This is a genomic window from Emticicia sp. 17c (genome assembly GCF_037153985.1).
Classification (GTDB): Bacteria; Bacteroidota; Bacteroidia; order Cytophagales; family Spirosomataceae; genus Emticicia.
Window position 1 is genome coordinate 518,914 of the sequence record NZ_JBBAYI010000001.1, and the last position, 12,164, is coordinate 531,077.

10 protein-coding genes are annotated in these 12,164 nt (G+C 36.4%); 2 read left to right on the forward strand and 8 right to left on the reverse strand.

The window, feature by feature from the left end:
• Positions 1-119: 119 nt before the first annotated feature.
• Complete coding sequence (locus tag WAA15_RS02225; RefSeq protein WP_337040755.1) at positions 120-542, forward strand: hypothetical protein; 423 nt, start codon at positions 120-122, stop codon at positions 540-542.
• A gap of 264 nt (positions 543-806) precedes the next feature.
• On the opposite strand, the gene WAA15_RS02230 is transcribed toward WAA15_RS02225, so the two are convergent.
• The 3 genes from WAA15_RS02230 to WAA15_RS02240 form a co-directional block, all read right to left on the reverse strand.
• Entirely contained in the window at positions 807-2,153 is a 1,347-nt protein-coding gene (locus tag WAA15_RS02230; RefSeq protein ID WP_442892740.1) for an ammonium transporter, read from the reverse strand.
• Between the two features lie 72 nt (positions 2,154-2,225).
• The gene (locus WAA15_RS02235; RefSeq protein ID WP_337040756.1) at positions 2,226-3,347 is read right to left on the reverse strand and encodes a porin; all 1,122 of its coding nucleotides are present in this window, start codon (positions 3,345-3,347) and stop codon (positions 2,226-2,228) included.
• 343 nt (positions 3,348-3,690) lie between these two features.
• On the reverse strand, positions 3,691-4,041 hold the full coding sequence (locus WAA15_RS02240) for a 4Fe-4S dicluster domain-containing protein (protein ID WP_337040758.1): 351 nt from the start codon (positions 4,039-4,041) through the stop codon (positions 3,691-3,693).
• A 116-nt stretch (positions 4,042-4,157) separates the two neighbouring features.
• On the opposite strand from WAA15_RS02240, the gene WAA15_RS02245 reads away from it, so the two are divergent.
• Positions 4,158-5,177: an acyl-CoA reductase gene (locus WAA15_RS02245; protein WP_337040759.1), complete on the forward strand. Its 1,020-nt coding sequence runs from the start codon at positions 4,158-4,160 to the stop codon at positions 5,175-5,177.
• Here WAA15_RS02245 and WAA15_RS02250 read toward each other — a convergent pair.
• From WAA15_RS02250 to WAA15_RS02270, 5 genes are all read right to left on the reverse strand, one after another.
• Complete coding sequence (locus WAA15_RS02250) at positions 5,152-6,321, reverse strand: vWA domain-containing protein (RefSeq protein WP_337040760.1); 1,170 nt, start codon at positions 6,319-6,321, stop codon at positions 5,152-5,154. The two genes, WAA15_RS02245 and WAA15_RS02250, sit on opposite strands and share 26 nt — an antisense overlap.
• A gap of 69 nt (positions 6,322-6,390) precedes the next feature.
• A complete protein-coding gene (locus WAA15_RS02255) occupies positions 6,391-7,251 on the reverse strand; it encodes an AAA family ATPase (protein ID WP_337040761.1) in 861 nt (286 codons plus the stop codon).
• Between the two features lie 16 nt (positions 7,252-7,267).
• Entirely contained in the window at positions 7,268-7,801 is a 534-nt protein-coding gene (locus tag WAA15_RS02260; RefSeq protein ID WP_337040762.1) for a hypothetical protein, read from the reverse strand.
• 3 nt (positions 7,802-7,804) lie between these two features.
• Entirely contained in the window at positions 7,805-9,253 is a 1,449-nt protein-coding gene (locus tag WAA15_RS02265) for an MBOAT family O-acyltransferase (RefSeq protein ID WP_337040764.1), read from the reverse strand.
• A 92-nt stretch (positions 9,254-9,345) separates the two neighbouring features.
• Positions 9,346-12,114, reverse strand: a complete 2,769-nt coding sequence (locus WAA15_RS02270; RefSeq protein WP_337040765.1) for a T9SS type A sorting domain-containing protein — start codon at positions 12,112-12,114, stop codon at positions 9,346-9,348.
• Positions 12,115-12,164: the final 50 nt, after the last annotated feature.

Sequence of the window (12,164 nt, forward strand, 5' to 3'; positions counted from 1 at the left end):
GTCAGGCGTAGTGGTGCACTACGCCTTTTTTGTAATCATAAATTTCTCTCTTGCCAAAATTATTTTTATGTTCCAACTTTTCAGACATAGAATGTATCATTAAGATAAAAACTATTTTTATGAGATTAATACTTTTTATTCTGGCCGGAAGTCTGTTTTTGACGGCCTGCCAACCTAAAGCTATCGTACCTGCTAAGTTGATTGGCGAATGGAATCCTACATACCAGATTCAGGAGAGAACAACCGACGGTACTTGGGGCCCCTGGACAACCATTAGTACATTTGCAGCATTGCCCTCTATTGAGTTTACAGCCGATGGAAGATTTTTAAGAGAAGGCAAAGAAGGAGCCGATTGTTGCTATGCGGGTAATCGCTTTACAGTTTCTGATAATACTATTTTCTTTACAGAATTCAAGAGTTGCCCCCAAGTGCGTTGTGCCAATTGCACAACGTGGCAAATTAACAGATTAGAAGCAGATACTTTAGTTATTGAAGCATGTGATATTGGCCCCAGAAGTAAATATGCCAGAAAAAAGAAATGATTTATTAAATTATTGTAAATAGTTTGCTTGTAAAGTAAAATATATAAAAACGGTTGTGTGGCTTTGTACACACAACCGTTTTTTATGATGAGCATAAAAGAAGCCTAATTTCATTCTGAATTGATTTGGTTTAATTTGCTGATAGCCATAAACAAGAAAATGCCCGCTAAAGTAGCAGGCATTTTAACTTATGGAGTACAACAAAACCACAATAAAAGTACGGTTTAACCCGCAATTGTGATTTTGTTACATAGAGAATATCTTTTATGCTAACTCCTCAACTGCACCGGCTTCAACCAGTGACTCATCGTGTTGGCTAATATCAAGACCAGCTTTTTCGTCAGCTGCGCTAACACGTAGTGGAAGAATTAAGTCAGTAATTTTCAAAAGAACAAACGACATAGCAAATGCGAACACCGAAACAACAACTAAAGCTATCATATGGTTCACGAATAATTTCGATACACCAAAGAATAACCCTTCGTCAACTACGGCAGAGTTAACACCTTTGCTAGCAAAAATACCAGTCATTACCATACCAACCATACCACCTACACCATGGCAAGGGAATACATCAAGTGTATCGTCCAAAGCTGTTTTGGTTTTTAAGTGAGCTAAGTAGTTCGAAATAATTGAGGCAATGGCACCAATGAAAATCGAATGAGGGATAGTAACAAAACCAGCGGCAGGAGTAATAGCTACCAAACCTACTACTACACCAATACAGAAACCTAGAGCAGATACTTTTTTACCACGAGCAGCATCGAACAATACCCATGCTAAACCAGCAGCAGCAGCAGCAGTATTAGTAGTTGCAAAAGCAGAAGCCGCTAACGTTCCTGCGCTTAATGCTGAACCAGCATTAAAACCGAACCAACCGAACCAAAGTAAACCTGTGCCTAATAATACGTAAGGAATATTGGCCGGAGGCAAGAAACTACCATCTACGTGTGCACGGCGGCGTCTCAAATAAATAGCACCAGCTAATGCTGCCCAACCTGCCGACATGTGTACAACAGTACCACCAGCAAAGTCAAGAACACCTAGGTTAAACAAGAAACCTTGTGGATGCCATGTCCAGTGTGCTAAAGGAGCATAGATAAACAAACTGAAAAGGATAATAAATAGTACGTACGATTTGAAATTGATACGTTCTGCTAATGAACCTGTAACTAGTGCTGGAGTAATAACGGCAAATTTTAATTGGAAGAAAGCAAATACTACTAAAGGAATAGTTGGTGCTAATGACCATGGTTTGCTTTCTAAAACACCTTTGAACATGAAGAACGTTCTAGGGTCTCCAACGAAACCACCAATTGAATCTCCGAATGCAAGGCTAAAACCAACTGTAACCCAAAGTATTGAGATTACCCCCATGGCAATAAAACTTTGCAACATGGTAGAAATAACGTTTTTCGTGTTCACCATACCGCCGTAGAAATAAGCTAATCCCGGGGTCATGATGAGAACCAAAGCTGTACTTACAAGCATCCATGCAGTGTCAGCACCATTGATACCTTCGCTTACAATTGTTGAAGGCACAGCGGGCATAAATACTCCTGCTATTGCTATGGCAAGCAAGATAATCAGAGGGAGAGGATTTTTACGCATAATGTGTTTGGGGTTTAAGTGTTGTACAAAATCAAGTATTATTTAGTTTAGTTTATTGACGAAGGTTAAATATTAGAATTTGAAGATTAAAGCACCACCAATGGTAGATTGTGAACTTTTGGTGAAGTTACCATCGCTATCTTCAAATTGTTGCATACCAGCAGCTCCTTTAGCATAGCTATCAAGGCGGAACTCAGGTTTGAATAAAAGGTTTTCAGAAATAGTAACGTTTCCTGTTAAAGTGAATGAATTAACGGTTGTTCCTTCGTTAGGTCTTGAAGGGTTTTTCAAACCACGAATACCGCTTGTGTTATCGAAATACTCATAACGAGCTCCAAGAGCAAACTTATCTGTAAAGGCTACTTGCGCATATAAAGCTGCACCACCCCATGATTTTTTCTCTTGTGTACCGTAAGCAGCATTTAAGCCTAATAAGAATTTATCAGTGATTTGGTATGAAGTTGTGATATCAAATAATGAATAATATGATTTTTTATCAACACCTTCATCACTACCAATCCAGTTCAGGTATAAATTCCAGCCTTCAGCAGGTGAAACATAGAACTGTCCGATAATACCTAATTTATCGTTGTTATCATCTTTACTGTCAATACCATTAACAAGACCGAACATTAATGACGATTTTGAAGAAGTGGCAACAGTTGCTTTTAAACCAGTGTGGTAGAAAGGACCATTACCAAAAAGGTTTGAAAGTGAGTAGTTAAAGTTTACTGGAGCATCAATTACTTCGTAGCCGATGTGTGTACCGAACTGGCCTCCAGTAATTGAGAATTTATCGGATACTTTCCATGTAACATAAGCTTGTTTGATAGCTAATGCTGTGCTGGTTGCTCCTGCTACCGGACTAATAATGTTTGCGTAGTTTCCGAGGTCAGCGTGGTTTCCGAATACAAGGTCAATAACAGCATCAACCTTATCAGTAGAGTAAGATAGTTTCGTTTGAGCAAGCCCTACTTGAAACTGCCCTGGTTTTTGGTCAAAAATGCGTTCAAAACCTGAAACACCTAGATTTGACCTTGATTTTGGATTATTTAGATTGCCGAAGAAGTAAGTATCAACGTAGCCTGAAAATGTGAGTGGGTTCTTTTTCTCTTCTGTGGTTGTTGTACTTTCTTGTGCTTTTAGCGTTGCGACTGAAAGCAACGATAATACTGTAAAAATCAATTTTTTCATAATAATCTTTGGTTTAAGTGGCAATTGATTGAAATTAAATTTCAGTACAAATGTTTGGTAAAATTATTTTAATTCCAAATTTTAAGTTTAAAAAAAATGATTTTTTCTGAAAAAAATTATTTTTTTAGGATTTATATATGTTAATATAAATTAAATATAGAAAAAATACAATTTATATATCAAACAAATTTTATACTGATTTTTCCAACAATCACAATATATTATTCCGAAGTACAATTATTTCTTAAATATGTACAATTAGAAGATTTAAACAAAAAAAAAGCCTGCCAGAAAAACTGGCAGGCTCAGAATATGGAGAGTTAAATGAATAACTACCTTAGTTTTATGCTTCAGCATGAAGCCATACTTTTTTGGCTTCAAGCGTTTCGTCATCTTCTACGTTATCGGGGTCTGGCACACAACAATCAACAGGACAAACAGCTGCACATTGTGGTTCCTCATGAAAACCATGGCATTCGGTACATTTATCTGTTACTATATAATAAAACTCATCAGATATTGGCGCCATAGGGTCTTTACCTCCTATAATGGTTCCATCTCCTAATTCTACTTGTGTTAATTTTGTTCCTCCTCCCCAAGTCCATTCAACTCCACCTTCATAGATTGCCGTATTAGGGCACTCTGGTTCGCATGCACCACAATTGATACATTCGTCTGTAATCATTATTGCCATACTCTCTCTATATTTTTAGTAGTTTTCAAAATATTCAACAAATATACGCCTTCAAAGTTTCAATTTAGTCGTATTTTTGCATGATTTTAAATAATAAATCATTTTTTCTAAAAATAATGCAATTAAAAGACTTTATTCTTACATTTTCGCAACTTGGTGATTTTATACAGGACGAAAATAACACTGATACCCTCAAACACTGGTCTGCTGTGGCTCGCAACGAAAACGCCTGGTTTACAGAAGACAACGTTAGGCTTGCACTGCAAAATACAGCCCGTTATTACCTCAATAAACAAGCACTAGAAGAATTTGCACAAGCTAATGATATACAGGCAAATATTAATCCAAAAAAAGTTGGTATTGTTATGGCTGGCAATATCCCTGTTGTCGGTTTCCACGACTTGCTGTGTGTTGTTTTAACAGGCAACATCGCTTTAGTGAAATTGAGCTCGAGTGATTCTGTGCTGATGCGTTTTCTTATACATAAACTTTTTGAGCTTAATCCGGCTATTAAAGAATTCATTCAAATTGCTGATAAACTCAATGCAGCAGAAGCAATGATTGCAACAGGAAGCGATAACACGGCAAAGCATTTTGAATATTATTTTTCTAAAATTCCGCATATTATTCGTAAGAACCGCACATCGGTAGCTGTAATAGACGGTCAAGAGTCCAGAACTGATTTAGCGAATCTGGGAAATGATATTTTTCTGTATTTTGGCTTAGGATGCCGCAATGTATCAAAGTTATTTGTGCCTGAAAATTACAATTTCGATAAGTTCTTTGAATCTATCGAATATTGGAGTACCATCAGGCTGCATCATAAATATAATAATAATTATGATTACAATAAGTCGGTGCTACTGGTTAATAAAACGCCTCATTTTGACAATGGCTTTTTATTACTGAAAGAAGATACGGCCCTTGTATCGGCCATTTCAGTATGCCATTTTGAATACTATACAAATGAGGAGCATCTACAAACATTATTTGAAACAAATACCGATAAAATACAGTGCGTTGTTTCTAAAAACCATAAGCAGGCCAATAGTTTTGACTTTGGAGAAGCGCAATCGCCACGTTTAAACGACTTTGCCGATGGAGTTAATACTATCGGGTTTCTGAAGAGTATTTAAGTTTACGGTTTTTGAGGCACTTCATGGCTTTTTCGATTCCGCTAATAGTAAGTGGAAACATACGTTCATCTGCCCAATCTCTTATGAGCTTAATAGAATTGGTATATTGCCAATAACCATCATTAATCGGGTTTAACCAAACCATATTCGGGAATTTTTCACTGAATCTGCGTAGCCACGTTAAGCCCGATTCTTCATTATAATGTTCAACACTACCTCGCGCTTCTGTTAATTCCCACGGAGACATTGAGGCATCGCCAACGAATATTACTTTATAATCTTTATTGTATTTATTGAGTACCTCCCAAGTGGCTATTTTATCCTCATAACGGCGAGCATTATCTTTCCATAGGGTTTCATATACACAGTTATGAAAATAATAGTATTCGAGATGTTTAAACTGGTATTTTGCAGACGAAAACAACATTGAGCATTCTTCAATGAAATCATCCATTGAGCCACCAACATCTAACAATAATAACACCTTGACCCTATTCTGCTTAGAAGCCTGCATTTGTATATCAAGCATACCGGCATTCTGGCAGGTTTTATCAATTGTTTCATCCAGATTTAACTCATTTGCTGCACCTTCTCTGGTCAGAATCCTGAGCCTTCTTAAAGCCATTTTTGTATTACGTGTATTTAACTCGAGGTTATCATCGTAATTTTTAAATTCACGCTTATCCCAGACTTTTACAGCATTTCGCCCCCCTCCCTTCCCTCCGATTCTGACTCCAGCAGGGTTATGTCCTGAATTTCCTAAAGGCGATGTTCCTCCTGTTCCAATCCATTTACTGCCGCCTTCGTGTCTTTCTTTTTGCTCATCTAACAAATTGCGGAATCGTTCCAGTAGTTTTTCCAGCCCACCTATTGCTTCAATGGCTGATTTTTCTTCGTCTGTCAGTTTACGGACAAGATTCGTTTTAAGCCAGTTTTCATCAATATCAGCTAGTATTTTCTCGACAGGAATGCTTTCAATATTACCAAAAAACTGCCCGAAAAGTTTATCAAATAAATCAAGGTTTTGTTCGTGCTTAACAAAAATTGCTCTACTCAGAAAATAAAAATCTTCTACATTATAAGCGATAACTTCTTTATCGAGGGCTTCTAACAGAGTCAGATGCTCTCTTAATGAAACAGGCAATTGATTGCTCTTTAAATGATAGAAGAATGATAATAGCACACTCCGAAAATATTAAACTAAGCTATATTGTTATTTTATTCCTTTTTCGCGCAGGGCCTTGAACAAATCATAATCTGATTCGTTTTTTAGCAAAGCTCCTAAAAACGGAGGAACTTCGTTTAATTTACTTAAATCAGCTAAATCTTCGGCCGATACTTTTCCGACAAGCAATAATTTGAGCCAGTCAATTAGTTCACTGGTTGAGGGTCGTTTTTTCAGATTTTTAATATCTCTGATACCAAAAAAAGTCTTTAGGGCATTAGCCAGAAGGTTCTCTTCAAGGTTTGGATAATGCACATCAACTATCTGTTGCATCGTATCTTTGTCAGGGAATCGGATAAAATGGAAGAAACAACGCCGCAAGAAGGCATCAGGCAACTCTTTTTCGTTGTTTGATGTAATAATGATAATAGGTCGATTTTTTGCTTTAATGGTTCGTTTAAGCTCATAGCAGTAGAATTCCATTCTATCGAGTTCCTGCAATAAATCGTTCGGAAATTCAATATCAGCTTTATCAATTTCATCTATCAGCAAAACGCTTTGTGTGTCGGTTTCAAAAGCTTCCCAGATTTTCCCTTTCTTAATATAGTTTTCAATCTGGTTTACTTTATCGTCGCCTAACTGTGAATCACGCAAGCGAGAAACGGCATCATACTCATACAAACCTTGTTGGGCTGTTGTGGTTGATTTTATGTGCCATGTAAAAAGCTCTTTACCTAAAGCTCTTGCTACTTCAAAAGCGAGCAAAGTTTTACCGGTACCGGGTTCGCCTTTAATTAGCAAAGGTCTTTGAAGGGCAATAGCAGCATTTACAGCCGTTTGCAATTCACGCGTAGCTACATAAGCCGACGTTCCAGAAAAGCTATTATTATTATCAAAATTTCCTGCCATAACCAAAGTTCATTGTTTATTCTTCTTCGCTCGTAAAACTGTAAAGGGTTTTGTCAAGCTGAAGCGTACCTGCATTAAAATCATTAACGAACTTTGTAATAATTTCATCCTCAATTTCTTCTACGTTCAGGGCAACGTCAAGTCCGATACCATACTCAAAATCTTCATCAATTTCGATATATTCAGCTACCTGAATCATTTCTTCCTCTTCCAGTTCTTCAATAATTTCTTCCATCATTAATTCCATATCCTCATCTACTTTGTAGTTAGGTTTACGTTTTTCAACCTCAACATAGTTAGGGTACGATTTTTTCATACGCTTTTCGGCCTCTTCAAACACAAGACTACTGTGTGTCAGGCGAAGGGTACTCATAATGGCATCATAGATAACCTCATTGCCATTGTATTTACCCACGAACTGAAAATGAGCAAACTCGCCAGAATCGCCCATACCATCTTCATCATCGAACAATACATAATTTTGCCCTTCTTGTTTACACTCTTCTTTTAATTGGGCTATTTCTTTAGGGTCGAATCCTGCGTTTTTCATAAATTAAAACTGAAAATAAATAAATTGTGAATTGTTATAAACACCATAACATAAAATTAAAAATAATATCAGGTAGTAAGCTCCCCACCTTTGCCAACGTGGCTTGGCATCAATCCAAGCCGAAAGATTTTTACCTCTCTGAAGCCACTGCACAACTTCCATGATAATAAATGAAATGATAATTAAATATAAATCATTTTTACCAATCATGTAAATAATCTGGTCTAAAGAATGAGAAGCAGGTTTAAAAATATTGCGTGTAATATAAATAGCATCGGCATTGGTATTAGCTCTGAAAAATATCCAAGCAAAAGCTACCAGCACAAACGTTATGGTGCCATGTATTACCTTTTGCCAGAATTTAGCATGACTTAACGAGCCATTACCAATACCTGTAATTTTCTTCTGGAATTTTTCGGTTATCTGCCCTATAATGAGGTAAAAACCATGGAGTGCGCCCCAAATAACATAATGCCAGTTGGCTCCATGCCAAAGGCCACTGACCATAAAAACAATAAAACGGTTGAAATACTGACGAATACGTGAAACCCTGTTTCCACCCAATGGAATATACAGATAATCACGGAACCATGTTGAAAGCGAAATATGCCAGCGTCGCCAGAATTCGGAGATAGATTTAGATAGATAAGGGCGGTCGAAGTTTTTCATTAATTTAAAACCCATTACCCGTGCCGACCCTAGAGCAATATCAGAATAGCCCGAGAAATCACAATATATCTGAAATGTAAAGAAAATCGTTGCAATTATTAGAGGTAGCCCATGATAGTCGGTTGGGTTGTTGTATACCATATTAACAAACTTCGCTAGCCTGTCGGCTATTACTACCTTCTTGAACATTCCCCATAACATGAGGCGTAAACCGCTTACAACTAACTTATAATCAAAATTATGTTTTTCGTAGAATTGATAAAGCACATTTTGTGGGCGTTCGATAGGGCCTGCCACTAATTGCGGGTAAAACATTACATAAAGGGCATAAATTCCGAAGTGCCTTTCTGCTTTCTGATTCCCCCTGTATACTTCAATGGTATAACTCATGGCCTGAAATGTGTGAAACGACAAGCCAATAGGAAGGATGATGTCCCAATAAGGCAGGAGTTTTTCAGGGTTAATCTTATATAGAACAGTATTAAAGTTGTCAATAAAAAAGTTGTAGTATTTAAAAACAGCTAATACACCAATATTAGCCACCAGACTCATGATTAAAGCCCATTTTCTATGTTTCCCATGTGATTTTTCAATCCAGATACCAGCGAAATAATCGATAATGATTGTAAAAAAGAGTATCAGAATATAATACGGAATGAAGAAACTATAAAAGATACAACTCGCTATTAATAAATGGAACCAACGGTATTTATGCGGCAGAGCAAAATAAAGTAGTGTAACTATCGGAAAAAATATTAAAAACTCGAGTGAATTAAAGAGCATCAGTAAAGGTGTTCAATGTTTGAACCTCAAAGTTCTTGCTTTAATATTAAATTTTAAAATAAATTCCGAAAATTGATACCAATATTTATGACTTATTCAAATATAACCCTACGGGCATGGCTTTTACCCTTGATAGTAAACCTGATAAGATAGATACCTGTATGTTGTTTTTCGATTGGTTTCACATAAAAAAAGTGTGAATTTGTTTGAGATACCTCAATGGGTATTTGTGTGCCATTAGTATTAAAAAGGCTGAATAAATTGGCCGTATCAGATTGGGTGTTCTCTATAAATAAATAAAATCCGTCGGTACTCGGATTAGGAAAAGGCAGATAATCAGCAATAACATTTTTTTGTTCTTCAACACCAGAAACAATATTTTGATTGGTTTTCTTTATTACATCAAAGCATTTCACGGTTGTTTGTATAAAGTCGTTATAAGTATTTCGTTTTGTTCCTTTTAAACATACCGTACCGGGGGTCCCTTTCAGGTAAACTCTGTTATTAAGAATGTAGGCATCACCACTAACTTCAACACTTACCAGAGAGGTATCGACAGGATACAAAAACTCAATGGGGAATGAAGCACTATCAGTGGTGAGTGTAGGAATAGTTTTAAATATTAACGGTGTATTGATACCCACATTAAAGTTCTGCGAAACCACATAACAGTCGTTATCAACGAATTTGGCATTAATGGTACCAACACCAATATTATTCCATGTTAAAATTGAGTCTTTCAGAATTCCGTTTCCTGACAGAGATATTTTAACTGGAGAACCATCGCTCGCTTTGGCTTTAATAACAATCGGCTTTTCTTCGACATCAATATAAGGTGGCACCTGCAAGGTAATAAAACGCTTGTTTTGTGATGATAAGCGGACAATCGTATTATTATTAGCGGCCAGTATGGTATTTTCATCAACCACGTCAAAAGCTGTTACGGTAGCTGTACCATTTATTGAAAACGAATTATCAGCAATTACCTGTGAGGTCCAGCGGTTTAACATCAGTTTATTCATGTCATTTACATAACTTGAAAACAGATAGGTGCCGTTATAGCCCGCTTTAGGTCCAAAAAATGATAAATAGTAACCCATCGAAGGTGGACCATTGACTAATTCATTCCCTTGGGTATCGTATAATTTCAAATTTACTTTAAATCCTTCACCACGATATGTCTCTTTCACACACAGGTTTCCGTTAGTTAGTTCAATAACTTCATAATTGGGTGTAAAATAGCCTTCAGAGCCTAGTTTTATCGATTGGAAAGTTTTATCGAGACTTCCATCTACATTAAACCGTAATACAGTTAATGCAGTTTCATTAGTGAGCCTTACAATGGCAATTAATTGCCCGTTTGCAAGCACATATAATTGCCTGACCAGTGAAGCATTATGTACGAACCTCAATTCTTCTGTTCCTTGCTCAGTATATCTGGCAATATTTTGCCCTTCAACACGATACACTTTTCTGTTTTTGTAATCAATCGAGCCACTCCAATAAATATCAGGCACATTGGCTTCTTTTAATTCATTTTCTGAAAACAGATATTTGTTTCCTGCTTGCTGTACAAGTAATTTTTTATCAAAGTATGGTTTTACAACCAGTACGGTATCTTTAGAAAACAATTCATCTTCAACTTTTCCGCTCCCATCAAATCTCCCAACATAATTGGTACCAATTGCAAAAAACTTATGTTTGTTGGTACTGATAATATCTGTAAAACTGATTGGTTTGTCTAATTCCAGTTTCAACTCGAAAGGTATAGTTTTAGCGTTAACGTCTACTTTTCTGAGTCCATTCTGTTTATCATATAAAAGCACTTCTCCCTGCTCATTAACATGATAGATTACCCTGTTTTCATCAAACATAGAAAAGTTAAAAGTTGAGTCTAAAGTGCCATTTTCATTAAACCTTACAATCTGGCTCACTCGATTAAAGATAATTTTACCATCATTTGTAAAATTTAGTTTAACGGTATGTGGGTCTAGACTTTTATTTCGGGGAACATTTATTGTGGTGAAGTTCCGGTCGGGCGTACCATCCTGATTTAAACGTATTATGATACAATAATTTGAGTCAGAATCGTTGAACAAAAGAAGGTTAATTCGGCCTTTGTTATCTATATATATTTTTGAGTATGATAACCAACTTGTATTATTCAGATTCTTGCTGTATATCTCTTTTAAAGTAAAATCGGCATTGATTTTCATTAACTTACACATATTCTCCGGCCCACCAACCAACAGATAATCATTAGTACCGTCGGTGCAGTTACTTATGGGATATGTATCTTTTTGAAAAACTATTTTTAAATCTTTAGCTTTGCTTCCGTCTTCATTGATAATTTTATGTTGGACGTTATCAGTAGAAACAATGATTTTACCAGAACTTAGCACGTATTTTTTATAAATAAAGCTCTCAAAGCCATCATAATTAAATGTTTTATCGATACTGCCATCTTCGTTAAGACGAATGAGTCTGGCAGTGGTTACAGAAAAATTACTTTCCTGCCAAAGTGTTTTACCTGACTTCAAAACAATTCCCTTAGACACATATTTATCAGGAATCAGGAAATGATAATCAGGCACCAGTTTTCCGGTTTTGTCAAACTTGTAATACTCTTTAACGTTAAGGTCAGGAATAAGGTCATTGACTCTTTGCCCGTTAATGATATTGAATCTGGCATTAAATATGTAACCGCCGTCCTGATGAGGCACTAGGTAATCATCATCTGGAACAAGGTTGCCATCAAATATTTTACTAACAGGTGAAAAGCAAAAATTCGGGTCAGGAGAATACACTTGCGCCCAACCAACATTGCATATCAGAGAAAAAAATAATAATAGTCTTTTCATTGCAGATTATTTTTGAAGAGACTGATTTAGGCATTAAAAGGTTGGAATAA

What these genes read in the sequence shown, in the direction of transcription:
- WAA15_RS02270 (WP_337040765.1), bottom strand. Translation starts at nt 12,114, where the DNA reads ATGAAAAGACTATTATTATTTTTTTCTCTGATATGCAATGTTGGTTGG.
- WAA15_RS02240 (WP_337040758.1), bottom strand. Translation starts at nt 4,041, where the DNA reads ATGGCAATAATGATTACAGACGAATGTATCAATTGTGGTGCATGCGAA.
- WAA15_RS02265 (WP_337040764.1), bottom strand. Translation starts at nt 9,253, where the DNA reads ATGCTCTTTAATTCACTCGAGTTTTTAATATTTTTTCCGATAGTTACA.
- WAA15_RS02245 (WP_337040759.1), top strand. Translation starts at nt 4,158, where the DNA reads ATGCAATTAAAAGACTTTATTCTTACATTTTCGCAACTTGGTGATTTT.
- WAA15_RS02235 (WP_337040756.1), bottom strand. Translation starts at nt 3,347, where the DNA reads ATGAAAAAATTGATTTTTACAGTATTATCGTTGCTTTCAGTCGCAACG.
- WAA15_RS02225 (WP_337040755.1), top strand. Translation starts at nt 120, where the DNA reads ATGAGATTAATACTTTTTATTCTGGCCGGAAGTCTGTTTTTGACGGCC.
- WAA15_RS02230 (WP_442892740.1), bottom strand. Translation starts at nt 2,153, where the DNA reads ATGCGTAAAAATCCTCTCCCTCTGATTATCTTGCTTGCCATAGCAATA.
- WAA15_RS02260 (WP_337040762.1), bottom strand. Translation starts at nt 7,801, where the DNA reads ATGAAAAACGCAGGATTCGACCCTAAAGAAATAGCCCAATTAAAAGAA.
- WAA15_RS02255 (WP_337040761.1), bottom strand. Translation starts at nt 7,251, where the DNA reads ATGGCAGGAAATTTTGATAATAATAATAGCTTTTCTGGAACGTCGGCT.